We start from the raw sequence: 26,541 nt of genomic DNA on the forward strand, positions 1-26,541 counted from the left end.
TCAATTGCTTGTCTTTGCATCTATGGTTTATAAAGGAGCTATAAAATTGTTATGAAAATTGTATTTATTGGCGATATTGTAGGATCTGTTGGAAGAAAAGCGTTAAAAAATATGATGCCTAGATTAAAACAAGCTCACCCTCACGCAGTGTTCATTGCGAATGGTGAGAATGCTGCCGCAGGGAAAGGTATTACAGCGGCTATTGCTAAGGAAATCTATGAGATGGGCATACAGGCTCTAACAATGGGTAATCATACGTGGGACCAAAAAGAGATTTTTGATTTCATTGATCGTGACGAGAAGATGGTTCGACCCGCTAATTTTCCTCCAGGAACACCGGGTAGAGGACATACGGTTATTAAGGTCAAGGATCAGGAATTACTGATTATTAATTTACAGGGTCGCACATTCTTACCGCCGATTGATTGCCCATTTCGTAAAGTGGATGAAATTATTGAAGCTGATAAGAAAAAACATAAATTTGTATTTGTTGATTTCCATGCGGAAGCAACTTCTGAGAAAATTGCGATGGGTTGGCATTTGGATGGAAAAGTATCAGCAGTTGTCGGCACACATACACATGTACAAACGAATGATAACCGTGTTTTGCCGCAAGGAACAGCTTATGTAACCGATGTAGGGATGGTAGGGCCTCGTGATGGTATTCTTGGCGTTGAACGTAATGCTGTACTGCAAAAGTTCAAAACCCAGCTTCCGGTTCGATTCGTAACCGACGAGGGCAAATGGCATTTCCATGCGGTCGTGATTGAATTGAACGATCAGACCGGTTTGGCAAAAGGAATTAACCTTATCCGTTATGATGAAGATCAAGTATTCATGGATTAGCAGATAATTCTAACTATTGCGAATATTTAAATTGAATACGATAGCATGTTTGTTAAACCTTGAGAATATGATGGGTAATGGAATCTATCCATCATTCCCGAGGAGGTACTATTCATGGATGTATTAAAAGTTTCAGCAAAATCCAATCCAAACTCCGTAGCAGGTGCATTGGCGGGTGTCTTGCGTGAGCGTGGAGCTGCTGAGCTCCAAGCTATAGGTGCAGGCGCCTTAAACCAAGCCATCAAAGCAGTAGCTATCGCAAGAGGATTTGTGGCGCCCAGTGGAGTTGACTTAATTTGTGTACCAGCCTTCACAGATATCGTGATTGACGGGGAAGATCGGACGGCCATTAAACTTATTGTTGAGCCAAGGTAATTAAACCGTACCATACTAAATACCTAGCCTGTTTACCTAGTAGACAGGTTTTTCACAATGCCTATCAAACCTCTGCTTAGGGGTTTTTGTGTTGTCTAGAAGATGGTGTATAGGAGGCAGTAAAGATGAGAATAATGGATGGTCACTGCGATGCGCTTACGAAACTGTATATGAACCCCAAGCTGGATTTCGATAAGGAAGAACAGGAGTTGGATGTTAATTATCCAAGGCTTAAGCAAGCGGGAGTAAAAGTTCAGTGTTTTGCTATCTACTTATCGGACTCTATTCAGCAGCCTACATTCGAACATATTTTGCAAATGGTTGATCTATTTCACCGAAAGATTATTCGTCATCCAGGAATGAAATTTATTCAAAATGTAGAAGACTGGCGTGCTGTTGAAGCAGGGGAACAGATTGGAGCTATTCTCACTCTTGAAGGTTTAGATGCTTTAGCAGGTAACATGACACATTTAAGGATTCTTCATCACCTTGGGGTTAGAAGTATTGGTTTGACTTGGAACTATGCAAATTGGGCTGCAGATGGTGTTATGGAGCCGCGTAAAAGTGGTTTTACACGAAAAGGCAAGCTGATGTTAAAAGAATTAGAAAGTATGGGCATAATAGCAGATGTATCACATTTATCGGTAGCAGCGTTCTGGGAATTGGTTGAGGTGTATGCGAAACCATTCATTGCATCCCATTCGAACGCTCAAAAAGTTTGTCCTCATCCAAGAAATTTATCAGACGATCAAATCAAAGCTATCATCCAGTGTCAAGGACAGATCGGGATTACGTTTGTTCCCTACTTTGTGGATAGCACTAATTTAGCTGTTCCCATTACGGCACTGTTGAAGCACATTGATCATGTTTGTTCATTGGGTGGGGAAAGGCATATTGGCTTTGGATCGGATTTTGATGGGATAGAGCAATGGATGAAAGGTTTGAGACATGTCGGTCAATACGGAAATATAATAGAAGCTTTATGTAAAAACTATAACGAATCACAAGTGGAGGCATTCCTGTACGGAAATTGGCGGAATTTCATGGTCACCAATCTTCCGAAATGAAAGTTATGAATCATTCTAATATTGATATGGATTCGATCTAAAAACTCTATGTTTTAGAATCGTTTAAACCCCTTGCAATTTGCTCTGTAAAGGCATAGAATTTGTTTGACAAGTGAAAGAAATTTTTTATAGCATCATCTTTAATTTCTACAAATTAGCTTTTTGAGGTCTTCATGCAGCTACAATCAAAAGGAGTGGACGTACGGTGATTAGTCAGTTATCTTGGAAAATCGGAGGTCAGCAGGGTGAAGGGGTCGAAAGTACAGACCGCATTTTCTCTACTGCATTGAACCGTCTCGGTTACTATTTGTATGGGTACCGTCATTTCTCTTCGCGGATTAAGGGGGGACATACAAATAACAAGATTCGCATCAGCACTAAACCGATTCGCGCAATTTCAGACGATTTGGACATTTTGGTCGCTTTCGACCAAGAAAGTATCGATTTTAATGCACACGAACTTCGTGATAACGGTGTTATCGTTGCAGATGCTAAGTTTAACCCCGTTTTACCAGAAGGAATTAAAGCACGGTTGTTTCCAGTTCCAATTACAGCGATTGCAGAAGAGCTAGGAACTTCCTTATTTAAGAACATGGCCGCATCAGGCGCTTCATGGGCATTGCTCGGTTTGCCGCTTGACGTGTTTAATAAAGCTGTTGAAGAAGAATTTGGCCGTAAAGGCGCAGCTGTGGTAGAAAAAAATATTGAAGCTGTTCGTAAGGGTGCAGAATCCGTTCTAGAATTAGCCGGTGGACCTATTGCTGACTTCCAATTGGAACCAGCTGACGGCAACCAAAAATTGTTCATGATCGGTAACGATGCAATCGCTCTTGGAGCTGTAGCAGCAGGTTGCCGCTTTATGCCAGCTTATCCAATTACACCAGCATCTGAAGTTATGGAATACTTGCAAAAAGCACTTCCTAAATTGGGTGGAACGGTTATCCAAACCGAAGATGAAATTGCAGCATGTACAATGGCTATCGGCGCTAACTACGCTGGAGCTCGTGCACTAACTGCTTCTGCAGGTCCTGGTCTATCATTGATGATGGAAGCCATTGGCCTTGCTGGTATGACTGAAACGCCTGTTGTTATCGTAGATACACAACGTGGTGGTCCAAGTACGGGTCTTCCAACGAAACAAGAGCAATCCGACTTGAACGCAATGGTTTACGGTACACACGGTGAAATCCCGAAAATCGTTCTATCCCCAAGCACGATTGAAGAGTGCTTCTACGATACAATTGAAGCTTTCAATCTTGCTGAGAAATATCAAGTTCCAGTCATTCTGATGACGGACCTACAGCTTTCCTTGGGTAAACAATCCGCAGAAATGCTAGATTACAACCGCATTGTGATTGACCGCGGAGCACTTGTATCAGAAGCTCCTGAGCAAGAAGCGAATCAATTGTTCAAACGCTATGAGTTCACTGAGAGCGGTGTTTCACCACGTGTGATTCCAGGCGTGAAGAATGGTATTCACCATGTTACAGGTGTTGAACATGACCAAACAGGTCGTCCATCGGAAAGCACTGAAAACCGTCAACGTATGATGGATAAGCGTCTTGAGAAGCTAAAACACATTCAAGTTACAGATGCCATTAAATTCGACGCTCCTCATGAGAATCCAGATCTTCTGATTATCGGAATGGGTTCCACGGGTGGAACGATCGATGAAGCAAGAAGCCGCGTTGAACTGGAAGGAATTAAAACAAATCACGCTACTGTGCGTTTGATTCATCCGTTCCCTGCAGAGCAGCTGAGACCTCTTGTTGAAAAAGCGAAAACAGTTATCGTTGTTGAAAACAACGCAACTGGACAATTGGCAGATCAAATTAAACTGCATGTTGGTCATGCAGATAAAATTAAAAACGTTCTTAAATACAACGGTAACCCATTCTTGCCGGCAGAAATTGAACAAAAATGTAAGGAGTTGACTTTAGCATGGCAACATTAAAAGACTTTCGTAACAATGTAAAGCCTAACTGGTGTCCAGGTTGCGGAGACTTCTCCGTTCAAGCGGCAATTCAGCGTGCAGCAGCTAATGTTGGTTTAGAGCCTGAAGGTTTAGCAATCGTATCTGGTATCGGCTGTTCCGGTCGTATCTCTGGTTATATCAATGCTTATGGTTTCCACGGTATTCACGGTAGATCTTTGCCAATCGCACAAGGTGTGAAAATGGCTAACCGCGATTTGACAGTTATCGCTTCAGGCGGTGACGGCGACGGCTTCGCAATCGGTATGGGACATACTGTACATGCGATTCGTCGTAACATTGATGTAACGTATATCGTTATGGATAACCAAATCTACGGTTTGACGAAAGGTCAAGCTTCCCCACGTAGTGCCGAAGGTTTCAAAACGAAAAGCGTTCCATCCGGTACAATTGAGTCAGCAATCTCTCCTTTAGAAGTTGCAATGGCTGCAGGTGCTTCTTTCGTAGCTCAATCGTTCTCCAGTAACTTGAAACAGTTAACGGCTGTTATCGAAGCTGGTTTGAATCACAAAGGTTTCTCTTTGATTAACGTATTTAGCCCATGCGTAACTTTCAATAAAGTAAATACGTATGACTGGTTTAAAGAGAATATCGTGGATCTGGATGAAATTCCTGATTATGATTATACAAACCGTGTGATGGCAATGACCAAAATCATGGAAACAAACTCCATGTTGACGGGTATCATCTATCAAAACAAAGAGAAAAAGAGCTATGAAGATTCCATTCCAAGCTTTGCTAAAGAAGGGCTTTCAAAACAAGACCTTAAGCTTTCAGAAGCTGATTTCAGCAAAATGCTTACTGAATTCAAATAATAGTTATATCTTGAAGGCATATGGAGATTTTCCGTATGCCTTTTTTGCTGAGCGGCAATACTGTCTACTATCACAAAAGTTAAAGGATGGATTCTATGAAAACAGTCCCGGTAGGGGTTTCAGCAAGACATATACATCTATCTCCAGCTCATATTGACATTTTATTTGGTCAGGGATATGAATTGACGACGTTTAAAGATCTCTCACAACCAGGACAATTTGCAGCCCAAGAAATGGTCACGATTGTTGGACCCAAAGGGAAGATTGAGAAAGTACGTATTCTTGGACCTGCTCGTCCGAGTACACAAATTGAAATATCACGAACGGATGCTTTTTCATTGGGGATAAACCCGCCAGTACGTGAATCCGGACACATTGAACATACTCCTGGGCTCCGAGTCATTGGTCCAAAAGGCGAGATCGATCTAGAGCAAGGCGTAATTGTCGCGGCTAGGCATATTCACTTCCATACTTCGGATGCTGTGAAATGGGGCATTCAAGATAAACAGCTTCTGCGTGTCAAAGTGAAGGGAGAACGACCATTAATTTTCGAGAATGTCATCGCGCGTGTATCTGATCAATATGCATTAGACATGCATATTGACACGGATGAAGGAAATGCTGCTGGGGTGAAAACTGGCGATTTGGCTGAACTTATTGATTAGTTTTGTAAGTAAATATTCATATATATGTTAATTTCTTTTTGTACTATATAGGCATGTGATGCTATAATAAAAGTTGCGTCAGTTTACTATAGCAAAACTCAGTTAACGCTTACGAAGAAAGTTTTCTACGAAAACTCTTAGGAGGAAAGAAATTGGCTAACCAAGAGAAATCCGACAAGGATTATTCCCAATATTTTCAGCCTCCTTCACTGACAGATGCAAAGAAGCGCGGAAAAGAAGAGATCGCCGTACACTATGACTTCACCATTCCTGAGGACATGCAGGAGTTCGGCAAAGATAAATATTATTTGATTCGCACTTACGGATGTCAGATGAATGAGCATGATACAGAAGTAATGAAGGGTTTACTCGAGCAAATGGGCTATCAACCGACAGAGGACAAGTACCAAGCAGATGTTATTCTGCTCAACACTTGTGCAATTCGGGAGAATGCAGAAGACAAGGTGTTCGGTGAACTTGGCCATTTAAAGGCACTGAAAGCACAGAAACCAGGCCTTGTTCTGGGGGTTTGTGGTTGTATGTCGCAGGAAGAAGCGGTCGTGAATCGAATTATGCAAAAGCATGCTTTTGTAGATTTGATATTCGGTACGCACAATATTCATCGACTTCCATCCCTTTTGAAGGATGCCTTTTATAACAAAGAAATGGTCGTTGAGGTATGGTCCAAAGAAGGCGATATCGTTGAGAATTTACCCAAAAAGCGTGAAGGTATCCGTGCTTGGGTGAATATTATGTTCGGCTGCGATAAGTTCTGTACTTACTGTATAGTTCCTTATACGCGAGGTAAAGAGAGAAGTCGCCGACCACAGGACGTGCTTGCTGAAGTTAGAGACTTGGCTCGGCAAGGGTTTCAGGAAATTACGCTGCTTGGACAGAATGTCAATGCTTATGGTAAAGATTTTGAGGATATTACGTATTCATTCGCTGATTTGATGGACGATATTCGTAAAATTGATGTGCCGCGTATTCGCTTTACGACTTCGCATCCAAGAGATTTTGATGATCGCTTGATTGAAGTTCTAGGTAAACGCGGTAATCTTGTTGAGCATATTCATCTGCCTGTTCAATCGGGTAATACCGAGGTTCTGAAAAGAATGAGCAGAAAGTATTCCAGAGATCATTATTTACAGCTGGCCCGCAAAATTAAAGATACGATGCCTGATGTCGTTCTGACAACAGATATTATTGTTGGTTTTCCAGGTGAAACGGATGAGCAGTTCAATGAGACCATGTCCCTTTATGAGGAAGTGGGCTTCGATTTCGCGTTTACATTCATTTATTCGCCGCGAGAAGGTACGCCTGCTGCCGATATGGAAGACAATGTACCGATGGAAGTAAAAAAACAACGACTTTATCGTTTGAATGAACTAGTAAATAAACACAGTAAAGCGAGCAACGAGAGCTTGTTAGGTCAGACCGTTGAGGTATTGGTTGAAGGCGAAAGCAAGAATAACGCTGATGTGCTAGCAGGTCGCACGCGGACGAATAAATTGATCCATTTTACAGGCGATAAGTCTTTAATTGGTCAAATGGTTGAAGTGGAAGTGACGCATGCACAAACTTGGATTTTGAAGGGTGAGATTGTTCATAAACCCATGAAAATGTCCATTTAATTTGAAGCTGAAATAGATAGGAGCGTGTTTTGAAGTGTCCCAATGTGATCATAAACATAACGATAATGAGCCTCATGCTTTTAAAGTAGAGGAGTTTACAAATACGGAAATGATCGTCCGCGAAGATATTTTAACCAAAGCCAAGGAATTGGCTGATTTGTTAACGACTTCAAATGAGGTACAGTTTTATCAAAAGGCTGAAAAGCAAATCGCTACGAATCCTGATATCCAAGTACTCATTAGTGCGATCAAAAAGAAACAGAAGGAAATCGTTGCTTTCGAGACTTTCCAGAATGCTAAAATGATCGAGAAAATTGAGAATGAGATTGAAGTGCTGCAGGACCAATTAGACGAGATTCCGATTGTGAATGAATTTAAGCAAACACAAGAGGACATCAACTATTTATTGCAGCTTGTTATGTCGGTCATTCGTGACACGATTTCCGATAAAATTAATGTAGAAGCAGGTACGGCGGAAGCTCCGACATCTTGCGATTAAGATAACCTTCTTTGGGAATTAGAAAATCGCCCTCTAATCAGGCTATTGCTTGAAATGAGTGGCGATTTTTTCCCAAAAGGACAATTTATGAAATGAGTCTTTCTATCGGAAAGACGGAAGAAGACTTACTCGAAGGAGACATTGTCATGCTTACAGTTCGTAATTTAAGTAAAGTATATCCTCCGGACAATCAGGTACTTTCGCAAGTGAGCTTTCAAGTTGATGAGGGCGAATTCATTGCGGTTATTGGGGGCAGTGGAAGCGGGAAAACCACGTTACTGCGCTGCATCAGTCATCAAGAGAAATGGACAAGTGGGCAGTTGATCTATAACTCTATTGATATATCAAAGCCTGGTCCATTGGAACGTTTCAAACTAGGTAGAGATTTCGCATTTCTTGAAGAAAAGCCTGCTTTGAATCGAAATAAAAGCGCTGTCAAGAACGTCATGATGGGGCGTGTCTATCAAACACCTCTGCGAATTTTAACTGGCATGACTTCAAGAGATGAACATGTGGACAGCATGGATTATTTAGAAAAAGTGGGTTTGCTTGATAAGGGAGATAAGAAGGTTGGTCAGTTAAGCGGTGGTGAGCAGCAGCGTGTTGCTATTGCTAAAGCGTTAATACTTGGACCAAAAGTGCTTGTAGCCGATGAACCTGTATCTGGTCTTGACCCGAAATCAACCGAATATATCTTGCAGGATTTGAGATCGCTCTGCAAAGATCGGAATATGAGCGTCATTGCTACACTGCACCAAGTTGAACTTGCGGAGAGATATGCCACTCGCATCTGGGGACTCTCTGAAGGTAAAATTGTGCTGGATATTCCGGCTAGGTCGCTCACTATGCGTGAAAAAAAGCTCATCTTTGGTGAAGTATGATCCAGGTCTTATTCGTTTGCTTAGGAAATATATGCCGTTCTCCCATGGCTGAAGCGGTCTTTCGTCACCAGGTCAAAAAGGCGGGTCTCGATGCTGTAATTGCTATTGATTCTGCCGGAACCGGTGATTGGCACATTGGGCATCCTCCACATCAAGGAACTAGGGACATATTGGATCAGCATCAAATTAATCATGAGGGTCTAAAGGCAAGGCAAGTTAGATCCGATGACTTTGTACAATATACATATATCATTGCGATGGATGAGAGTAATGTAACAAATCTGGCATCGTTTGCTCCTGCTTTAGTAGAAGGTGAGAAACGAGCTGCCATTCATAAATTGCTGGATTTTGCTCCTGATCGCGTTAATAAAGATGTTCCGGACCCCTATTACACGGGTAATTTTCAAGAAGTGTACGAGATGGTAGAAGAGAGCTGCGAACGTTTACTAGCCTTTATTGTCGAGAAAGAAAATCTGTAAGATGACCTCTTAGGAAATAAAAAAGCAAGGGTAAGAAAAGATTTTTTTTCTTTTCACCCTTGCTTTTTCGTTGTGGGGGAGTTCTAAAATATGGTTAAGCCGACACGCTGCATATATTCAGAAATGACTTTGAGCATACTCGGATGGATGGGAATGATGATATCGGTTGGCCCTATTTCGAACAGCCCGCTGCGATTATGGACGGTTGCTGCTTGGACATAAATGCGGAAGTAATCAGAACCCGGAGCAACATGTGTGAATTCTTGATTGGCTGACCTCAAGTTAACGAAGGTAACAGCTTTGAGAGCAGATTTATCGTATGGAAGAATGCTAATTATATGTTCCAACTTGAAATAATAATTAATGTGAGGTTTGTGAAGGATCAACTCTTTGGATGAGACGGTAAGACCGAAATCCCTCTTCTTATGCGACATTTTCAAGTCACCCTCAAGTGATTTAATCGGAATGAAATCTGAATTCATAGCAAAGGCCCTCCTGACCAGTCATTGTGATCGCTTGTCTTAACAGAATAGCACAGATCATCAAGGTTGTTAATGGAGGGTGCTGGGTGCTCACTTTTGCTGAAATAAAATGGAGCATTGGGTGCCTTGGTTCAAATGACTGGAGAAGGAGATTTTTCCGTTCATCATTTTGATAATACTCATGACCACGACAAGCCCAAGTCCAGTTCCTTGTTCTTTGGTCGTGTAAAATGGCATTCCGAGTGAATTTAATTGCTGCTTACTCATTCCAACGCCAGTGTCAGAAATAGAAATTTGTACAGCATTAGGCAGCTTACAGGTGCTTAATGAAATTTTACCGCCGTTAGGCATGGACTCAATCGCATTTTTAACCAGATTCATCAAGCATTGGCGCAGCTTCTTGGATTCACCTAAGATGTAAAGGGGTTCTTCATTTTGATGACTAGTATGGATAGCAACCTGGTGATCTGCAGCAAAAGGCGTGATGAAACGGAGCATGGCTTCTATCTCTTCTTTGAGTTCTAATTGTTCCTGCAAGTTAGAATATGGCTTGGCATAGTTTAAGTAATCACCGAGGATGGCGTTCGCCTGATCTACACCTGACAATGCGAGGTCGACATATCGTTTGTGATCAATGAAGGAAAGCTCTTTCTGATCCAGTAATTGAAGAAAGCCTCTTGTTGATGTGAGAGGATTACGTATTTCATGAGAAATGGTGGCTGCAAACTGGCCGAGCATTCGATCTTTTTCCAACGCGACAAGTCTCTGTTTGTGAATCTCATGCTTTTCCACAAAAAATTGTAAGTATGTAATCATCCAAAGTGAGAAAAAGGAAAAAATTACGGTGTATACAGCATACAAGGTAATATGAGATTGTATGTGTAGCGCTAGAAGCGCATACAATACTTCGTACACGAGCAGCATACCCGTTGCATATTTTAATTTCATCCTGAGTGTTGGTTGACTTATCGTATTTCTGATGAAAAATCCAACTAATAATATAACTGCACTGCTTATTAAAGCGGGTTGCCAGTAGTAATTCAGGACGACCATACAGCCTATAATAAATAAGGTACAGGTTATAAAAGCTGGTATGAAGCCGACATACAGAAGCACAGCAATCAAGCTGATCGGAAATAAATGGAGGGAATAAATTAAAGGATCAATGTCTTCAAATTTCCAATACAAAAAGATGAGTACGATTAAAATAATTGCGAATAGAGATTTACGCTGATATTCTTTGTAAATGAAAATTGGGGTAAGAACTAGATGGATTAATATAGCACTCATGATGTAGAAGAGACCATGTAGTTCATTGGAAATGATTGAATGGAACAAATGAATGCCATCCTTTCCGCTGTCCGACAGTATCTTATTTATTTCTACATTATCTCACAAAAACTGACCTAATCAAGGGAAACAGGGCATTTCGAATGCTAAAGATTTGATAAAGACTTATGGTGTTATTCCTATAAACCGCGGTATAATAAAGGAACACGACGATGCAAGCGTTTACAATCCCAGTTGCTTGGCAAACAAGGAGAGATGAGAATGCGGGCGTGCTCACAGGTTTGCGGTGTTGTCTTTAATCCGATTGATGAAGATTATGTGGACGTATGTGAGGATTGTGAGGATGCTGAGAAAGATAATTCTACTCAAGACGAGCATACAGGACCGAGAAGTTACTATTTGGGAGGGTGCGGCCTCATCATCGATTATTTGCTATGAATGGACCTTTCAAAAAAAGGTTGATTACCAGAGATTTCTTGTTACAATGAGAGTAGATTCACTATTCATACTATTCATTCTTTATGCAGTTCATTTTTGAAAGGAGACCTGGCATGGTAACTTTACCTAAATTGAACGATCTCGGTTTTTTTGAGATTAGACTGGAATCCATCGGTGGACTCGGCGCTAATCTAGCGGGTAAGATGCTGGCGGAAGCGGGAGTCGTAGGGGTGGGGTTGAACGGAGTTAGCTTTTCTTCCTATGGTTCTGAGAAGAAAGGTTCGGCAGTCAAAGCACATATTAGGTTTTGTGACATGGATACGAGAATTCGAGATACTTCACCGGTTGAACGACCGCATGTTGTGGGTGTTTTTCACGAGTCGCTTTCCAAAACTGTAAACGTTATCAGTGGCATCTACGAAGATAGTACAGTACTTGTAAATTCGACAAAAACGCCGGATGAGTTGAAGGAAAAGATGAAGCTCCGGGGCGGTACCATTGCCGTTATCGATGCGATTGGAATCTCGCTAGAAGAGAAGAACCGTGTGAATATGGCAATGCTTGGCGCGCTGTTCCGGTTGTGTGATTTTCTTGATCCCGAAGTCATGAGAGGCGTTATTCGTAAATCGTTAGAAAAGAAATATCCGCTTGCTGTTGCACCCGCCTTACGAACGTTTGACCGCGGTTACAATGAAGTTAAGTTCCAAACGTATGCGCTTCCAGAAGGGGAGACGATGCCCGATTTCGTTCGTTTCGATACGCCAGTACTTGGCTTTGAAACGCAATCCATTGGAGGCGTTATAACAAATCCTGGGAACAGCATTCTAAAAGATTTAAGCATTTCACGTGCGGGGATGATGCCGCATTTCCATGAAGATAAATGTATTCACTGTGCTTCCTGCGATAATGTTTGTCCGGATTTCTGTTTCGTTTGGGATGAACTCCCTGACAAGAAAGGGCGGCCTCAAATGTTCTTACAGGGAATCGACTATCAATATTGCAAAGGCTGCCTTAAATGTGTACAGGCTTGTCCGACCGAAGCGCTCACTAATGAGCGGGAAGAAGATGGTTATGCGGACTTACATCGCATGCCGCATCGTTTCAATCTAGCTGTAAACTCTTAGAGAGAATTTATGGGAGAAGGGTGGAACTACTCGCATGTCCATTGATATCAAGAAGGAACTAGGGCAAGCTAAGGTCGAACAACGCATTGTATATGAATCAGGCAACGAGATGGCGGCATATGCGGCTCATCAAATTAATTATCATGTTATGGGATACTTTCCGATATCTCCATCTACGGAGGTAGCACAATTTCTAGATCTTATGAAGTCCAACGGACAGCATGATATCGTGCTCATTCCAGCAGACGGTGAACATGGTTCGGCAGGCATATGTTATGGCGCTTCAACTGCTGGCGGCCGCGTATTTAACGCGACCAGCGCCAACGGTTATTTGTACATGTTGGAACAAATGCCGGTACAATCCGGGACACGCTTTCCCATGGTAATGAACTTGGTATGCCGCTCCGTATCAGGGCCGCTGAATATTCATGGGGATCACTCGGACTTGTATTATGCTTTAAATACAGGATGGCCAATTGTAATGTGTCGTGATCCGCAAGCGGTTTATGACATGAATATCATAGCTTTAAAGCTAGCTGAGGATCCTGAAGTTCGTTTGCCGGTTTTGGTTGCTTCGGACGGCTACTTCACGTCCCACCAAAAGCGTAGAGTGCAAACGTTCGCGCATCGTGAGGATGTGCATGCTTTCATCGGAGAGAAGCCACAGGGCTTCCCGGATACGCTGGATCGTAATAATCCGATCACTGTAGGTCCTTATATGAATGAGCCGGATTATATTAATAACTGCTATCAGCAGTCCATGGCCATGTACAACGCAGAAGGTGTTTATGATCGTATTCGGCAGGAATACGCTGAGCTGACGGGCCGTGATTATCCGATTCTTGAGCTATATCGGATGGAAGACGCGGAAGTCGCGGTGTTCTTGATGAATTCGGCTTCCGAAATCATCAAAGACGTCGTCGACCAGCTCCGCGAGAAGGGTATTAAGGCCGGATCGATCGCGCCGAATATCATCCGTCCATTCCCAGCAAAGCAGATCGCTGAAGCTTTGCAGCATGTGAAGGCGATCACCGTTGGGGATCGCGCGGATTCCTATGGCGGCCATGGTGGCAATATGGTCAACGAAATTAAAGCGGCCCTGTTCACACATGGGAACAGAGATACGCTTGTTATAAGCCGAATCTACGGCTTAGGCGGCAAGGACTTTTATGCCGAAGATGGGCATAACTTGTTCCAGTTTGCCATTGATGCTGTACAAAGCGGCAAGGTGGAAGTTCCTTTTGATTACTACGGCCACACGCCTGGTGATCCTTCGAAAGCGCCGAAGCGGGTGTTGACGCCGATGAAGTATGAGGATCTTAAGACGGGACTCATCACGGTAACGCCGGATGAAAATACAGGCAAGCTGAATGTACGTATTCCGCCCCTACGTGCATTGACGAAGAAACCGAAGCGTATTGCTCCGGGGCACGGCGCATGTCCAGGCTGCGGTATTTTCTCCGGCTTGGAGCTGTTTTTCAAAGGGATTGAAGGTGATATTGTCTCGATCTTCCATACTGGCTGTGCGATGGTTGTAACGACGGGTTATCCGTATTCGGCTCACAAAGCGACCTATATTCATAATCTGTTCCAGAACGGCGCAGCGACCCTCTCAGGGGTTGTAGAGATGTTCTGGGAACGTAAGCGTCGTGGCGAACTTGATCACTTAGGATTGAAGGACGATTTCACCTTCGTGATGATCACTGGTGACGGCGGAATGGATATCGGTATGGGACCAGCGATCGGAGCAGCCTTGCGCAATCATAAAATGATTATCCTCGAGTACGATAACGAGGGATACATGAATACGGGTGCACAGTTGTCTTATTCGACGCCAATGGGGCATCGTACTTCAACTTCGAATGTTGGGAAGCATCAAGGTGGTAAAGTGTTCCATCACAAAGATACAGCCCAAATTATGGCCGCTACCCATATTCCGTATGTTTTTACGGGATCGGAAGCGTATCCGCAGGATCTTGTGAAGAAAGCCGCGAAAGCTCAATGGTACGCCCAAAATGAGGGATTGGTGTATGGGAAAATACTCATCGCTTGCCCACTGAATTGGCTTTCGGATGACCAAGAAGGCTCCAATATCGTCGGAGCAGCGGTAGATTCCTGCTTCTTCCCGCTCTATGAAGTGGAGCACGGGGTTACAACCATCACGTATAATCCGGAGGATAAGAGCAAGAAGATACCACTATCGGATTGGCTCAAGACGATGGGGAAAACGAAGCATATGACGAAGCCCGAGTATGAGGGTTCCCTGAAATCGTTCGAGACGGAAGTTGAGCGTCGTTGGAATAGGTTAAAAGCGAAACATGAGAATGCTTATTTATAAGTCGGCATTATAAAAATGAAGGCACATTCACCTCTATGGTGAACGTGCCTTTTTATCGGAGGAATGAAAGATGCCCTATGTCCTGCAGCACAAAACATCGCAACAGATTTTCACGTGTACACAGGTCAATCACTACGGTTTAGCCTATTATGGCGTTAAATTTTGGTCGGATTTAGAAGAGGCTGAGCAGCAGTTTCCTACTTTTCTACATAACATGGAGGGAATGGATCCGGATGCTTGGCATGTGACTGAGCTCGCGGAAAGTGAAATGAAGCTCTGCAATGTGAAGTTGAAAAACGACCCTAATTTGCATGTGTTTTGGCCTCATACACGAAAACCGGAAGTCCGTAAACTGGAAAAATAAACCCTAGCGTCAATAGGTACGCAGCCACTATGAGTTCGACAAGAAACGCAACCTTTCGCCTATATTCGTGAAGAACCCCCTCAAACTATAATAAGTATACGGAAGAAAAAATTAACATCACAACGAAATGGCAAACCGAGCAAAAGCTTGGGTAAAACAAGGGTCTCGTGCCTACAGTTCTAGTAAGCTGCCAAATACGATGGGATCTTCCTAATAGAAAAGGATGACCCGATGAAGGCTAACGGGTTGTCCTTTTTACTATCTATTGGAGGTGTCAGGCACGCACAAGTACCCATATCGTCAGATCGGTTATACAAGTCCCATATTCAGCTAGTGACACACCACCTATGGAGGAAGAAACGATGAGAAAATGGATAATGGCTATCGGAATGCTTATGCTTGCGCTTACTTTTGTTTATCCTGCAGCAATAAAGGCAGATGAAGGAGTAACGACAAAAGCACAAATTGTTTCAGGGGTAAGCTTCAGAAATCAACCAAGCACATCAAGCAATGTTATACGCGTATTGAAAACAAACGAAATTGTCACCGTCACGGATTATGTAACGACGAATTGGTACAAAATCAAGGATGCACAGGGTGTAAGCGGCTATGTTTCGACGAATAGTAAATACATAAAAATAACTAGCAATGCGGAAATCATTTATGGCGTTAACTTTCGCACACTTCCTTCTTCTGAAACAGGCTCCAAAGTGATTCGAATGCTCAGTAAAGGAGAAGATGTCCTAGTTACAGATAAAGTCAATGACAGTTGGTATAAAATTCAAGACGCTAATGGAACTAGCGGGTATGTAAGTACAAATAGTAAATACATAAGCACTGATTTCTCTGTCATCAAACCCAGTCTACCTCTTACTGAAGAAATAGAAGCTGTTGTTGCAGCTGGCCGAGTTTACTTAGGTACACCCTATGAGTTTGGTTCGGAACGCAATGATACCACGACCTTCGACTGCTCGGATTTCACTCAAACGATGTTCTGGGATGCCCTTCGACTCTCCATTCCAAGTGATTCTCAGGCACAAGGTAACTACGTTAAATCGTTAGGCCCTGTAAAGAAGGATTGGACAACTTTGAAACGTGGAGATCTGATGTTCTTCAGCAGCTACAAAGGGAGTAAAGCATCAGATTATGATAACGTGAATGTTCTAACAGAACCGATCACGCATGTTGGACTTTACTTAGGAAATGGGAATATGCTGCATACGTATTCGATCGAATCCGGCGGTGTTCGTACAGATACGATCGCTGGGAAGCAATGGGAAAATCGATTTTTGTTCGGCGGCAGTGTTTTACGATAAGTGATGGTTCGATCATAGGAATTTTGCCATATACTATAGATAGGGGCGGGTGCAGCTTCAGCATCCGCTTCTTCCTCATTCTAAGGAGAAAGGAAGCCTTATCTTTGAAACCTTCGACGACGCCCCATCCATTGGAATTTCGGAACACAACGGAAAGAGGACTTAACCTAGATACCGTACACGAGCGTATTCTCCATTTCATGCGTCACGACCCCGTAGCAAGCTACAAATTTATTATTGGTACGGATTGTCAGGTGCACTCAGGTCATACGAAATTCATTACCGGTGTAGTGATCCAGCGGTTAGGAAAAGGAGCGTGGGCGTGTTATCGTCAAGTCATCGTTCATCGAGCCCTACATTCGATTAAAGAAAAGCTGTCGATGGAAACCGCATTAAGTGAAGAGATTGCGATGTACTTTGATGAGTCTAAGCGACAGGATATGGAAAACATTATTCTTCCTTATCTGTATCAAGGTGCCTCAATCGATATGTTTATTCATATTGATGCGGGTGATGATGAGAATAAGAACCGGACGGCTAAATTCGTCCAAGAGATGGTGCGGCGAGTGGAATCTGTCGGTATGGTTCCTGTTATTAAACCGGATTGTTATGTAGCTTCGGCCTATGCTAATCGTTATTCGAAGAAGCCGTATCAACCAATTTATGAGAATCATGAGGTCATCGATGGCATCCTATAAGAGAAATAGAAACCGTTAGTTCGAAGTGGTCACCTCGATCATAGGAACTGACGGTTTTGTTTAGTTGAGAAGGTTGTGAAAAGAGGATTCCTCAGCTTCTTAGCGAAATATGCTTTTACAAGGTTAGATAGAAAGGGGAGAACCAGATGAGCAAAACATTTATTATCGAGGCCGTCATGTTAGCAGTGCATGGTCAGTTGATGCTCCCAGAACAGCCTGTTACTTATGTGATACCTTATACCAGCATACAGGAGCTATACGAGCTTCAGGTAGGCAGCGAGCCGATTATGTTAGAGGAAGAAGACGATGGCTTCGTGAAGCAAATGATTGGTGAGCTAATTGCTTTCTTCGAGGAATCTTTTAATAAGAAAAAAATTGAAAAAGCGTTAACTGTTCCTTGGCGGAAAAGCCCACCTTTGCCCATTAATGAGCATGTGACTTTGATGGTTGTTTTTGCGATTGACAATGAGGAGTATGGGGACAATTTCGACCCGATTGAAACCGAATTAATTCTGACCGCGATTAAAGAACAGGCTGCTTTGTTAACGGACCAGCTAGATTTCATTGAACGTATAGTTCAAGCGGGAATTCCAGTCCAAGCATATGACGTAGAGGATTTTGAGTTTGCGGTAGAAGGTGACAATCAGGTTTAGAAAGAGGAGTTGAGGAATGCAATTATGCGTGTCAAAGATCAAGAGGAGCAATTAACCCTACTACCAACATACTGGTTTCCTGCTCAAACGTGGTCCATACGTGTTGGCGCGGGTGGTATGAATAATACAACTCGGTTCGTAGACGTGGAAGGTACTTCCTATGTTCTTCGATTGTACGAAACTCATCGTGACATGGACAAAATTATTTTCGAGCATCGTGTTCTTTTGGCTTTAGATAAAGAAAAAGATAAACTTCCATTTCGTGTTCCTGTGCCAGTGGAGCTCCCAACAGGGGGGACCGTTGTTCGATTAGACGCTAGTGAAGGCAAACTGGCTGCCTTATTTACATACACAGATGGCTGCAATCCTACTTGGGGGAATACGCGTCAACTGCTGCAATTCGGAGAAGCTGTCGGACAGCTGTCGTCTGTACTGGCTGAGATTTCCATGGAACTTAACCCTGTCTACCCGCCTTATTATGAAATTGAACATATCCATCCCCGCTGCTCGCCAGATTCAATTCATGAGTTCTGCCTTCATCCACCAGAACCGTTCAGGCAGCAGCGCGATGAACTTTCCTATATATTTGGACGATTTTCTGCTTTTTATAAGGCTATTCCTGCTCTCCGAAAGCTTCCTCATCAACTCGTCCATGGTGATATCAATGGGTCTAATATGTTGATTGATGACGATGGACAAATAGCGGCCGTTCTTGATTTTGAGTTTGTAACGTTAGATGTCCGAGTGATGGAGCTGGCGGTCTGCTTATCGGATCTTATCGATATCACGCTGCCGGTAGAAGAAATACGACGCAATTGCAAAGCCTTTTATGAGGGGTATCGCCAATCGATCCATTTGGAGGAGGAAGAAATTGCGTTGCTGCCTCTTCTGATTGAGCTTCGTCGATTGGATGTATTTATCCATTTTCTAGGAAGATACTTAGATAGTGTAGATGCTGAAGGCGTGCTTGTTGATATTATTCATAATACGTTTGACAAAACGAAGTGGCTTCAAATGAATGGCTCAGCTCTTGTGCTTACTTTGCTCAAATAGCTTGAAAATGAGGGTAATCGTACAAGCGATAATTCTACCGTTGGAATACCATATAGCACCAATTGAAAAGGTGGTGTTTAGGTATGCCTAAAGGTGTTTATCTGGGCAATGTTCTCGCTGTGCCTAACTGTGGTCGTTTTTGCCGTAATGTGTGTACACGATTATTCGTAGTTGGGCGCAATCAATGTATTGCGGATTGTCTGCGGTGTGGTGGATTACGCGGTAGCGCAAAGTCGAATGTGAAAACAAAAGGAAAAATGAATCACAAATCTAATCGTAAATGTCATTGCGGTTGTGGCAAATGTAAATAGATTTGAAGTAACTGTCGAAGGAATTCGGCAGTTTTGTTTCTTTTTAGAGGCCAAATAAATGCATGACTAACCTTGAGGTAAGTAAGACACGTTTTTTTCAGTTCTTTTTTTGTTGCCTCGGTTAACCTATACTAGTACTTAAGAATATGAAAACATAAGTGGATGCTTACGAAGTAAGTTTTCTACGAAAACTCTAAGGAGGACAAACATGGTCTATCAAGCAAGCTCAACGCGTTATGCGGAAATGAAATATAATCGTTCAGGCAAATCGGGACTAAAGCTCCCGGCCATTTCATTAGGTTTGTGGCACAATTTCGGTGGATTAGATCTTCATGAGAATGGAAGGGCTATGCTGCTTCGTTCTTTTGACTTAGGGATTACTCATTTTGATTTGGCTAATAACTACGGGCCGCCACCAGGGTCAGCTGAGGAAATGTTCGGTAAGGTATTGAAAAGCGACTTGGCCGCGTATCGTGATGAGTTGATCATCTCTACGAAAGCGGGTTACCACATGTGGGAAGGTCCTTATGGGGAGTGGGGCTCCAAGAAATATCTAGTATCCAGCTTGGATCAAAGTTTGAAAAGGATGGGACTGGAATACGTAGATATTTTCTATTCACACAGACCGGATCCGAATACACCATTCGAAGAGACAATGGCTGCTCTGGATTTAATTGTTCGTCAAGGTAAAGCGTTGTACATAGGACTTTCCAATTACACGGCAGAGCAAACGAAAGAAGCAGTATCCATTCTGAAAGGTCTGGGAACACCGCTGTTGATTCATCAACCTTCCTATAGCATGTTGAATCGTTGGATTGAGAATGGCCTGCAGGATGTGCTGGATGAGTTTGGCGTAGGCAGCATCGCGTTCTGTCCGCTTGCACAAGGCTTGCTGACGAACAAGTACGTGAGTGGAGTGCCAAGTGATTCTCGCGCGGGCGGGAAGAGTCAATTCCTGAATACGAAAGATATTACGGAAGAAAAACTTGCTCAAATTAATCAACTGAATGAATTAGCTAGCACTCGCGGCCAAAGCTTGGCGCAAATGTCGCTAGCTTGGGTTCTCCGCGGCGAGCGAGTAACGTCTGCGTTGATTGGAGCAAGTCGCGTGTCCCAAATTGAGGAGAACGTAGCTGCACTTAAAAACTTGGAATTTACGCCAGAAGAATTGGCTGAAATTGAAAAAATCCTGAAGTAACCTTCAGGATTCCAGCCGTTTATCAATCGCTTCGGACATTGTTTTATCGGTGAGATGCGCATAGATTTGCGTTGTTTCAGGGGAGGCATGCCCGAGCTGCTCTTGTGTTTTGTACAAGTCATTCTGTAAGTAATAATCGGTGGCGAAGGAGTGCCGCAGCTTATGAACAGACAGGTAGGGCTTGCCGAAGCGCTTAGCGTACTTGATAACGAGTTCTTGGATAGCCCGTTTCGTCATACGTTCGCCCTCTTTTTTGCCATTAGCGATGGCAAGGAAGAGGGCTTTTTCTTTTTTGAGCGGCTTATAACGGGTTGAGCGAATGGCGATATAGTCAGTTAGTGATTGAATTGCTTCATTACGGAAGTATACGGGAGTTTTGAATGTGTCATCATTCTTACCTTTGCGATATACATACGTAAGTTTCTTCTTGAGGTCAATATCATCAACGTTCAGGTTGAACACTTCAGATACACGAAGCCCCGAATTTAGTATGAGTGTAACGATGCAAGTATCTCTTATCTTGTTCAACTCGTAGGAGTAGAGAGCTTGCTTATTGCTAGCAACATCGTGCTCATAGCCATTCTTCACATACGCAATAAATTCTTCAATCTCCTCTTCTTGAAGCAGCTTGCCCTCAAGCTTAGCGGCACTGTCCTTGGGCCTATGCGAGCGCTTGATTTCCACTTTGGCCATCACATTCCGCTTTAGAAGCGGGTAGAAATTATCATCCTCGGCAATTTGGCTTAAATAATGGAATAAGGAACGCAAAGCGGAAAGCTTACGGTTAATCGTGGTTTTCACATTAGCCTGAACTTTACGTGTAGCTAGAAACATGCGAAAGTTGTCAACGCTATCCATATGTAATTTCTCCAAATCCTCTAGAGGAACTTGGTTCATAGAGGGAGCAGAGCTTAATCCTTCAGCCAACAGCCAGGATAGAAAGATTTCGTAATCACGCACATACTCAAGTAAGGAGGATGGAGAGAGGTCTGGCAGCTTATAATTGATAAATTTCTCAATATACCACGGCATGGTGGGGATTCTTTTTTCTAATTCTAGGCGATCTTTGACTTTAATGATGTTCATAGGTAAATGTCACCTCGCTAGCTTCTCTTGCTGTTAGTATAGCAGTGGGTAAGGGAAATTGGTAGAAGAAGGTCGACTCGAAGCATATGACCATGTGCTAATATGTAGTGTACCAAACTATTCTACGCACTCGCACGTCCTAGCATATACAAGACCAATTCTTATACGCGCGTAGAAAAAGGAGCGTCTTTTACACTCATGACGATGAATGGAAAGCTAGAAAAGTTACTTATTGCCTGTATAACGGAACATAAAGAAAATGTTTATCGATTAGCCTACAGTTACGTGAAAAATTCAGAAGATGCCCTCGATATCGTTCAAGACGCCATACATAAGGCTTTTGCCTCTGCAGGCTCACTGAAAGACACGGCATCTATGAAGAGCTGGTTTTACAGAATTGTTGTAAATACTTCATTGGATTTCTTGAGGAAGCATAAGAAAATTCAAGTCGTCGATGAAATCACGATGGAATCGTATGCGGAGGGCAGCGAAGATACCTATCCTAATATTGATCTGGAAAGGGCAATGGATGATTTGCCCACAATCTATCGAAGTGTGATCGTACTAAGATTTTTTGAAGATTTGAAGATTGATGAAATCGCCGAGGTTTTACAAGAAAACAGCAGTACGATAAAAACACGATTGTATCAAGCCCTTCGATTACTTCGGATTAAAATGGTCGACGATAAGTTAGAGGAGGTCAACTAAATTGAATGAGAAAATAGAACAAATGAAACAACACTATATGGATATTCCGATCCCTAAAGAACTGGATTTTATCGTAAACCAAGCCATTAAGCAAAATAAGAAAAGAAAAAGCAATGTTATATGGGGGATTGCAGCTGCGGCAGCGGCTATCATATTTGTCACAGGTATCAATACCAGTCCTGCTTTGGCTCATGCTTTGTCTGAGGTGCCTATCGTCGGTGACCTCGTTAAGGTGCTAACTTTTAGAGAATATAAGTTCAATGATGGAACCTATAAAGCTAATGTAGAAGTGCCTTCAATCACGAATTTGGATAATAAAACCTTGGAAGATACCCTAAATACCAAATATCTGGAAGAAGGTAAAAAATTATATACGGATTTCACTATTGAGATGGAACAATTGAAGCAAAATGGCGGCGGTCATCTAGGTGTAGATAGCGGTTATGTGATTAAAACCGATAACGATCAAATCCTCTCCGTAGGAAGATACGTGGTAAATACAGTTGGATCCTCCTCAACAACTTTCAAATACGACACAATCGACAAGAAGAAACAGCTGTTGATCACTTTGCCAAGTTTGTTTAAAGATGATGCATATATCCGTGTTATTAGTGAAAATATTAAGGAGCAAATGAAGGAACAGATGAAACTGGACCCGAAGAAGATTTATTGGGTTGAGGGTGTTTCTAATGAGGTAAATTCATACTTCAAAGCCATCACCAAGGATCAAAACTTCTATATCAACGCTAACGGCCAACTCGTTCTCTCATTCCAAAAATACGAGGTCGCTCCCGGTTATATGGGCGTTGTAGAGTTTATCATTCCGACTCTTGTGCTGTCTGATGTTTTGTCGATGAGAGGCGAGTATATTCATTAGGAATAAAAAAAGGAACATTTACTAAAATTAATCAGGTATGATAAATTCAGCTGGGGGTATCTCTATGCAACAACAAACGCAGCAACAAAATCAACAAGGCTTTGAGCAAATAAAAGAAGCTGCCCAAAAGGCTGAGCAAGCTGCTGAACAAACTCTGCAAGTTGCTCAAGAGATTTATTCACAGGCGACTGAAGCTGCACTGTCCGAAGCAGAGCAACAGCTGCAAGATCTTCAGGGACAAATCCAGCAAGCCCAGCAAAAGACGGAAGATTTAAAGCAAGAATTACAAACGACACAAGAATCACAGCAATCCCAACAATCCCAACAATCCCAACAAACTCAGCATTCTCAACAATCTTCGCAATCTCATCAATCCCAATAAGGTAACGTCAGTGAGTAAGCGTAAAAAGTCTGTGCATCTGCAACAGGCTTTTTTTGCTTGGATGAGTCGTAAAAAAAGTGTTGTCTGTACATGACATCATGTGTTAATATGTGGAAAATAAACGGAAGGGCTTCTAGGGATCCGAACCTACAAAGGTGGCGAACCGAGCGAAGCCGACACGGATACATGACGTGTTACACCGTAAGGGATAAAAGACCTTCGGAAAGTTCCGCCTGTTTAGGCGAAACGGACTGAGGTCTTTTTTGCTTTACCGAAATAAAAAGTGGAGGGTACAGTGATGGCATCGATCCGTGTGGAGCAATTGGGGAAATCCTTTCGACTCAAGAAAAAAGAAGAAGGCTTTATGGCGAGTGTTAAGGCACTGTTAAAGCCGGAGTATGTAGACAAGTCAGCTGTAGAGGGCATAACGTTCTCTGTGGATCAGGGGGAAACGCTTGCCTTTCTTGGACCAAATGGTGCTGGGAAATCCACGACGATTAAGATGCTGACAGGCATCCTTCATCCTACAAAAGGTCAAGCAGAAGTTCTAGGCTGCTGTCCATGGAAGGAACGGTCGAAGCTAAGCTATCGAATAGGCTCTGTCTTTGGGCAAAAGTCGCAGTTGTGGTATCATCTGCCTCCAATCGATACCTTTGAGTTAATGAGCCGTATTTACGAGCTACGGCGCAGTGAGTATATTAGCCGGCGAGATGATCTCATAGAGAGATTTGAACTGGGACCCTATCTGCATACGGCAGTGAGGAAGCTTTCGCTTGGAGAACGGATGCGCTGTGAGATCGCAGCATCCTTGATGCACCGGCCGCAGGTGCTGTTCCTTGATGAACCTACGATTGGGCTAGACGTTGTCGTTAAACAGCGAATACGCGAGCTTATTTTAGAGTTAAAACGTGAAGAAGGAACAACTGTTTTCCTTACGTCACATGATGCTGGTGATATTGAGCGGCTATGTGACCGGGCGATTGTTATCAATCATGGACGGATTGTCTTCGATGACCGTGTCGAGGTTATGAAGCAGCAGTTTTTGACACAGAAAACAGTTCGTCTTGTCCTGGAAATTGAGCCGGATGCCATAGAAATTGTCGGGGTGAAGGTACTCGAACGCAATGGGGGAAGAATTTCACTCTCTGTCGATATGGGTCAAACGACGATCGAAGCCGCGCTGTCCCAGATCATGGCTGAGCACCGAATCATTGACGTTACGGTTGAAGATCCACCGATGGAGGACATCATCACACGTATGTACGGGAACTTCGGTAAGGAGGAGATAGGACATGAACAACTGGAGAAAATCGGTTAAGTATGCCTTTATCGGCAAAATCACACTTCGCAATCAACTTGCTTATGTGGCCGATTTTCTTATCCGCTCGTTGTTTCTGCTGTTGATTCTTTATATTTTTCTTCAACTTTGGCAGACAACGTTTCATGGCGAGGGAACGGAAACCATAGAAGGCTTCAGCTTCAAGCAGATCATGTGGTATCTCGTTATAACGGAATCGATGATCCTCGCTTGTCCTAGTCTCTGCTCACGTGTAGAGGAAGAAGTGAAAAGCGGGGATATCGTGTTCAAATTTGTCCGGCCTGTCAATTTTGTCGCCTTTCATTATGTCGAATACATGAGTGAAGCTTCGATTCGTTTTCTCGTTAACGCGGCGCTCGGCGGTTTGTTAGGATTACTCATTATGGGTCCGCCAGATTTTGGTTATGGGTTACTGTGGTTGCCGATTGTGGCATTGTGCGGTTTCACGGTTAATTTCATGTTGAACATGGTTTTAGCGCTTAGCTCATTCTGGGTGGAGGAGACGCGCGGGCTGGAATTCGTATACAATAAATTTTTATTTACGATTGGCGGCATGCTGATGCCTCTGGAGTTATTTCCCGACATGCTGCAGCGGGTAGGTCGTTGGCTGCCGTTCCAAGCCATTGTCTACATCCCGGCTAAGTCAACAGTGACCTTTGATGCCGTTCAATTGCCACGAATGCTCTGCACACAGCTAATTTGGGTTGTTATTATTGGCATAATTGTCTCATTGGTCTATAGAAAAGGAGTGAAAAAGCTCAATGTTAATGGTGGATAGCCGCAAATTGACACCCATTAGTGAATTTGATCAACCAGGCAAATTCAGGCGTTTACTTCGTTTCGTCTGGCAATGTTGGAAACTTAATCTTGCTGGCGCTATGGAGTTCCGAATGAGCTTCTTTCTCACGGCCGGTATGATGATTATTAATAATGTGGTTTGGATTGTGTTCTGGGGACTTTATTTTGGCCGATTTCCTGTATTGAACGGATGGGAACTGAAGGATGTGATGATGCTATGGGCTGTAGCAGCTGGCGGCTTTGGTGTTATGGCTACGTTTTTCGGTAACGCCATGCGAATTTCGAATCTGATTTCAACCGGACAGCTTGATATTTATTTAACTCAGCCAAAGCCGGTGCTTCTTCATGTTCTCATTAGCCGCATGTCGGTAAGTGCAATTGGGGACGTCTTATTCGCACTTTTAATTTACGTTTCATTTGGAGATAAATCGATGATAGGCTTTATTAAGTTTGGTCTAGCCATGCTGTTATCGACGCTGATTTTCTTATTTTTCACGATTATTGTGAACTGTCTTGCATTCTGGTTAGGAAGTGCAGATGGGCTGAGTTTTCAGCTTTATAATGGACTCCTGACATTCACTACGTATCCAACGAGCATATTTCGGGGGCTGGGTAAAATCGTGCTTTTTACAGTTTTACCGGCGGGATTCATTAGCTACTTACCCATTGGGTTGTTACGTCAGGTGGACATTCCTTATATATCAGGTGCCATAGCGGTAACAGGGCTGCTTTGCTTAGGCGGCATCTATTTGTTTTACACAGGGCTCCGGAGATATGCCTCTGGCAATATGATGGGACTTCGGCGTTAATTGGATTATAAGGGATAAGCTTCATAGAGGTGACGCATGCTATA

The 26,541-nt window shown here is 43.0% G+C and carries 28 protein-coding genes; 25 read left to right on the top strand and 3 right to left on the bottom strand.

The features are described 5' to 3' along the window. Nucleotides 1-51 precede the first annotated feature (51 nt). The 10 genes from NYR53_RS16240 to NYR53_RS16285 all read left to right on the top strand — a co-directional run bounded on the left by NYR53_RS16240 (nt 52) and on the right by NYR53_RS16285 (nt 9,254). On the top strand, nt 52-846 hold the full coding sequence (locus NYR53_RS16240) for a TIGR00282 family metallophosphoesterase (RefSeq protein ID WP_261306087.1): 795 nt from the start codon (nt 52-54) through the stop codon (nt 844-846). 114 nt (nt 847-960) lie between these two features. Continuing rightward, the gene (locus NYR53_RS16245; protein ID WP_028558349.1) at nt 961-1,221 is read left to right on the top strand and encodes a stage V sporulation protein S; all 261 of its coding nucleotides are present in this window, start codon (nt 961-963) and stop codon (nt 1,219-1,221) included. A gap of 125 nt (nt 1,222-1,346) precedes the next feature. After that, nucleotides 1,347-2,288 carry a dipeptidase gene (locus tag NYR53_RS16250; RefSeq protein WP_261306088.1) on the top strand — a complete coding sequence of 314 codons (942 nt, stop codon included), beginning with the start codon at nt 1,347-1,349 and terminating at the stop codon, nt 2,286-2,288. A 205-nt stretch (nt 2,289-2,493) separates the two neighbouring features. Further along, nucleotides 2,494-4,242, top strand: coding sequence for a 2-oxoacid:acceptor oxidoreductase subunit alpha (locus NYR53_RS16255; RefSeq protein ID WP_261306089.1), 1,749 nt, complete (start codon nt 2,494-2,496; stop codon nt 4,240-4,242). Next, nucleotides 4,230-5,096 (top strand): 2-oxoacid:ferredoxin oxidoreductase subunit beta, encoded by an 867-nt coding sequence (locus tag NYR53_RS16260; protein ID WP_057301495.1) that lies wholly within the window; start codon nt 4,230-4,232, stop codon nt 5,094-5,096. Before NYR53_RS16255 ends, NYR53_RS16260 begins: the two co-directional genes overlap by 13 nt. Before the next feature lie 95 nt (nt 5,097-5,191). Further along, nucleotides 5,192-5,761, top strand: coding sequence for a phosphate propanoyltransferase (gene pduL / locus NYR53_RS16265; protein ID WP_261306090.1), 570 nt, complete (start codon nt 5,192-5,194; stop codon nt 5,759-5,761). 152 nt (nt 5,762-5,913) lie between these two features. Next, nucleotides 5,914-7,395 (top strand): tRNA (N6-isopentenyl adenosine(37)-C2)-methylthiotransferase MiaB, encoded by a 1,482-nt coding sequence (gene miaB, locus NYR53_RS16270; protein WP_261306091.1) that lies wholly within the window; start codon nt 5,914-5,916, stop codon nt 7,393-7,395. Between the two features lie 109 nt (nt 7,396-7,504). Continuing rightward, nucleotides 7,505-7,894, top strand: coding sequence for a YlbF/YmcA family competence regulator (locus NYR53_RS16275; RefSeq protein WP_261306393.1), 390 nt, complete (start codon nt 7,505-7,507; stop codon nt 7,892-7,894). A 92-nt stretch (nt 7,895-7,986) separates the two neighbouring features. After that, on the top strand, nt 7,987-8,775 hold the full coding sequence (locus NYR53_RS16280) for a phosphonate ABC transporter ATP-binding protein (protein WP_367618652.1): 789 nt from the start codon (nt 7,987-7,989) through the stop codon (nt 8,773-8,775). After that, entirely contained in the window at nt 8,772-9,254 is a 483-nt protein-coding gene (locus NYR53_RS16285) for a low molecular weight protein-tyrosine-phosphatase (protein WP_261306092.1), read from the top strand. Before NYR53_RS16280 ends, NYR53_RS16285 begins: the two co-directional genes overlap by 4 nt. A gap of 83 nt (nt 9,255-9,337) precedes the next feature. Here the strand turns inward: NYR53_RS16285 and NYR53_RS16290 are convergent, their stop codons facing one another. Together NYR53_RS16290 and NYR53_RS16295 are read right to left on the bottom strand one after the other, a co-directional pair. Continuing rightward, nucleotides 9,338-9,736, bottom strand: coding sequence for a hypothetical protein (locus NYR53_RS16290; protein ID WP_261306093.1), 399 nt, complete (start codon nt 9,734-9,736; stop codon nt 9,338-9,340). A gap of 90 nt (nt 9,737-9,826) precedes the next feature. Then, nucleotides 9,827-11,026 (bottom strand): ATP-binding protein, encoded by a 1,200-nt coding sequence (locus tag NYR53_RS16295; protein WP_261306094.1) that lies wholly within the window; start codon nt 11,024-11,026, stop codon nt 9,827-9,829. A gap of 261 nt (nt 11,027-11,287) precedes the next feature. On the opposite strand from NYR53_RS16295, the gene NYR53_RS16300 reads away from it, so the two are divergent. The 9 genes from NYR53_RS16300 to mgrA all read left to right on the top strand — a co-directional run bounded on the left by NYR53_RS16300 (nt 11,288) and on the right by mgrA (nt 20,519). After that, nucleotides 11,288-11,464 (top strand): hypothetical protein, encoded by a 177-nt coding sequence (locus tag NYR53_RS16300; protein ID WP_261306095.1) that lies wholly within the window; start codon nt 11,288-11,290, stop codon nt 11,462-11,464. Nucleotides 11,465-11,577: 113 nt separating this feature from the next. After that, nucleotides 11,578-12,588 carry a 2-oxoacid:acceptor oxidoreductase family protein gene (locus tag NYR53_RS16305; protein WP_261306096.1) on the top strand — a complete coding sequence of 337 codons (1,011 nt, stop codon included), beginning with the start codon at nt 11,578-11,580 and terminating at the stop codon, nt 12,586-12,588. 34 nt (nt 12,589-12,622) lie between these two features. Further along, nucleotides 12,623-14,926 (top strand): thiamine pyrophosphate-dependent enzyme, encoded by a 2,304-nt coding sequence (locus tag NYR53_RS16310; RefSeq protein WP_261306097.1) that lies wholly within the window; start codon nt 12,623-12,625, stop codon nt 14,924-14,926. A 70-nt stretch (nt 14,927-14,996) separates the two neighbouring features. Next, nucleotides 14,997-15,290, top strand: a complete 294-nt coding sequence (locus NYR53_RS16315; protein ID WP_261306098.1) for a hypothetical protein — start codon at nt 14,997-14,999, stop codon at nt 15,288-15,290. A gap of 362 nt (nt 15,291-15,652) precedes the next feature. Continuing rightward, the gene (locus NYR53_RS16320; protein WP_261306099.1) at nt 15,653-16,606 is read left to right on the top strand and encodes a C40 family peptidase; all 954 of its coding nucleotides are present in this window, start codon (nt 15,653-15,655) and stop codon (nt 16,604-16,606) included. A gap of 104 nt (nt 16,607-16,710) precedes the next feature. After that, nucleotides 16,711-17,304, top strand: a complete 594-nt coding sequence (locus NYR53_RS16325) for a ribonuclease H-like YkuK family protein (RefSeq protein ID WP_261306100.1) — start codon at nt 16,711-16,713, stop codon at nt 17,302-17,304. Nucleotides 17,305-17,450: 146 nt separating this feature from the next. Next, nucleotides 17,451-17,957 (top strand): ADP-heptose synthase, encoded by a 507-nt coding sequence (locus NYR53_RS16330; protein WP_261306101.1) that lies wholly within the window; start codon nt 17,451-17,453, stop codon nt 17,955-17,957. Nucleotides 17,958-17,981: 24 nt separating this feature from the next. After that, complete coding sequence (locus tag NYR53_RS16335; RefSeq protein WP_261306102.1) at nt 17,982-19,010, top strand: phosphotransferase; 1,029 nt, start codon at nt 17,982-17,984, stop codon at nt 19,008-19,010. 519 nt (nt 19,011-19,529) lie between these two features. Next, a complete protein-coding gene (gene mgrA / locus NYR53_RS16340; protein ID WP_261306103.1) occupies nt 19,530-20,519 on the top strand; it encodes an L-glyceraldehyde 3-phosphate reductase in 990 nt (329 codons plus the stop codon). A gap of 3 nt (nt 20,520-20,522) precedes the next feature. Here mgrA and xerS read toward each other — a convergent pair whose 3' ends face one another. Beyond that, the gene (gene xerS / locus NYR53_RS16345; protein WP_261306104.1) at nt 20,523-21,605 is read right to left on the bottom strand and encodes a tyrosine recombinase XerS; all 1,083 of its coding nucleotides are present in this window, start codon (nt 21,603-21,605) and stop codon (nt 20,523-20,525) included. Between the two features lie 204 nt (nt 21,606-21,809). On the opposite strand from xerS, the gene sigV reads away from it, so the two are divergent. From sigV to NYR53_RS16375, 6 genes are all read left to right on the top strand, one after another. Then, a complete protein-coding gene (gene sigV / locus NYR53_RS16350) occupies nt 21,810-22,313 on the top strand; it encodes an RNA polymerase sigma factor SigV (RefSeq protein WP_261306395.1) in 504 nt (167 codons plus the stop codon). A gap of 1 nt (nt 22,314) precedes the next feature. After that, entirely contained in the window at nt 22,315-23,190 is an 876-nt protein-coding gene (gene rsiV / locus NYR53_RS16355) for an anti-sigma-V factor RsiV (RefSeq protein WP_261306105.1), read from the top strand. Between the two features lie 64 nt (nt 23,191-23,254). After that, nucleotides 23,255-23,572 (top strand): hypothetical protein, encoded by a 318-nt coding sequence (locus NYR53_RS16360; protein WP_261306106.1) that lies wholly within the window; start codon nt 23,255-23,257, stop codon nt 23,570-23,572. Between the two features lie 298 nt (nt 23,573-23,870). After that, nucleotides 23,871-24,890 carry an ABC transporter ATP-binding protein gene (locus tag NYR53_RS16365; RefSeq protein WP_261306107.1) on the top strand — a complete coding sequence of 340 codons (1,020 nt, stop codon included), beginning with the start codon at nt 23,871-23,873 and terminating at the stop codon, nt 24,888-24,890. Then, nucleotides 24,865-25,668 (top strand): ABC transporter permease, encoded by an 804-nt coding sequence (locus NYR53_RS16370; RefSeq protein ID WP_261306108.1) that lies wholly within the window; start codon nt 24,865-24,867, stop codon nt 25,666-25,668. Before NYR53_RS16365 ends, NYR53_RS16370 begins: the two co-directional genes overlap by 26 nt. After that, nucleotides 25,652-26,497, top strand: a complete 846-nt coding sequence (locus NYR53_RS16375; RefSeq protein WP_261306109.1) for an ABC transporter permease — start codon at nt 25,652-25,654, stop codon at nt 26,495-26,497. Before NYR53_RS16370 ends, NYR53_RS16375 begins: the two co-directional genes overlap by 17 nt. The last annotated feature ends 44 nt before the right edge of the window (nt 26,498-26,541 follow it).

The sequence above is a fragment of the Paenibacillus andongensis genome, from assembly GCF_025369935.1.
Classification (GTDB): domain Bacteria; phylum Bacillota; class Bacilli; order Paenibacillales; family NBRC-103111; genus Paenibacillus_E; species Paenibacillus_E andongensis.

Coding starts and splice junctions, on each gene's coding strand:
- NYR53_RS16250 (WP_261306088.1), top strand. CDS start 1,347: ATGAGAATAATGGATGGTCACTGCGATGCGCTTACGAAACTGTATATG.
- NYR53_RS16300 (WP_261306095.1), top strand. CDS start 11,288: ATGCGGGCGTGCTCACAGGTTTGCGGTGTTGTCTTTAATCCGATTGAT.
- NYR53_RS16285 (WP_261306092.1), top strand. CDS start 8,772: ATGATCCAGGTCTTATTCGTTTGCTTAGGAAATATATGCCGTTCTCCC.
- xerS (WP_261306104.1), bottom strand. CDS start 21,605: ATGAACATCATTAAAGTCAAAGATCGCCTAGAATTAGAAAAAAGAATC.
- NYR53_RS16275 (WP_261306393.1), top strand. CDS start 7,505: ATGATCGTCCGCGAAGATATTTTAACCAAAGCCAAGGAATTGGCTGAT.
- NYR53_RS16290 (WP_261306093.1), bottom strand. CDS start 9,736: ATGAATTCAGATTTCATTCCGATTAAATCACTTGAGGGTGACTTGAAA.
- NYR53_RS16330 (WP_261306101.1), top strand. CDS start 17,451: ATGAGCAAAACATTTATTATCGAGGCCGTCATGTTAGCAGTGCATGGT.
- mgrA (WP_261306103.1), top strand. CDS start 19,530: ATGGTCTATCAAGCAAGCTCAACGCGTTATGCGGAAATGAAATATAAT.
- NYR53_RS16295 (WP_261306094.1), bottom strand. CDS start 11,026: ATGAGTGCTATATTAATCCATCTAGTTCTTACCCCAATTTTCATTTAC.
- NYR53_RS16305 (WP_261306096.1), top strand. CDS start 11,578: ATGGTAACTTTACCTAAATTGAACGATCTCGGTTTTTTTGAGATTAGA.
- sigV (WP_261306395.1), top strand. CDS start 21,810: ATGAATGGAAAGCTAGAAAAGTTACTTATTGCCTGTATAACGGAACAT.
- NYR53_RS16370 (WP_261306108.1), top strand. CDS start 24,865: ATGAACAACTGGAGAAAATCGGTTAAGTATGCCTTTATCGGCAAAATC.
- pduL (WP_261306090.1), top strand. CDS start 5,192: ATGAAAACAGTCCCGGTAGGGGTTTCAGCAAGACATATACATCTATCT.
- NYR53_RS16360 (WP_261306106.1), top strand. CDS start 23,255: ATGCAACAACAAACGCAGCAACAAAATCAACAAGGCTTTGAGCAAATA.
- NYR53_RS16365 (WP_261306107.1), top strand. CDS start 23,871: ATGGCATCGATCCGTGTGGAGCAATTGGGGAAATCCTTTCGACTCAAG.
- NYR53_RS16320 (WP_261306099.1), top strand. CDS start 15,653: ATGAGAAAATGGATAATGGCTATCGGAATGCTTATGCTTGCGCTTACT.
- NYR53_RS16240 (WP_261306087.1), top strand. CDS start 52: ATGAAAATTGTATTTATTGGCGATATTGTAGGATCTGTTGGAAGAAAA.
- NYR53_RS16280 (WP_367618652.1), top strand. CDS start 7,987: ATGAGTCTTTCTATCGGAAAGACGGAAGAAGACTTACTCGAAGGAGAC.
- NYR53_RS16375 (WP_261306109.1), top strand. CDS start 25,652: ATGTTAATGGTGGATAGCCGCAAATTGACACCCATTAGTGAATTTGAT.
- NYR53_RS16310 (WP_261306097.1), top strand. CDS start 12,623: ATGTCCATTGATATCAAGAAGGAACTAGGGCAAGCTAAGGTCGAACAA.
- NYR53_RS16245 (WP_028558349.1), top strand. CDS start 961: ATGGATGTATTAAAAGTTTCAGCAAAATCCAATCCAAACTCCGTAGCA.
- NYR53_RS16335 (WP_261306102.1), top strand. CDS start 17,982: ATGCGTGTCAAAGATCAAGAGGAGCAATTAACCCTACTACCAACATAC.
- NYR53_RS16315 (WP_261306098.1), top strand. CDS start 14,997: ATGCCCTATGTCCTGCAGCACAAAACATCGCAACAGATTTTCACGTGT.
- NYR53_RS16260 (WP_057301495.1), top strand. CDS start 4,230: ATGGCAACATTAAAAGACTTTCGTAACAATGTAAAGCCTAACTGGTGT.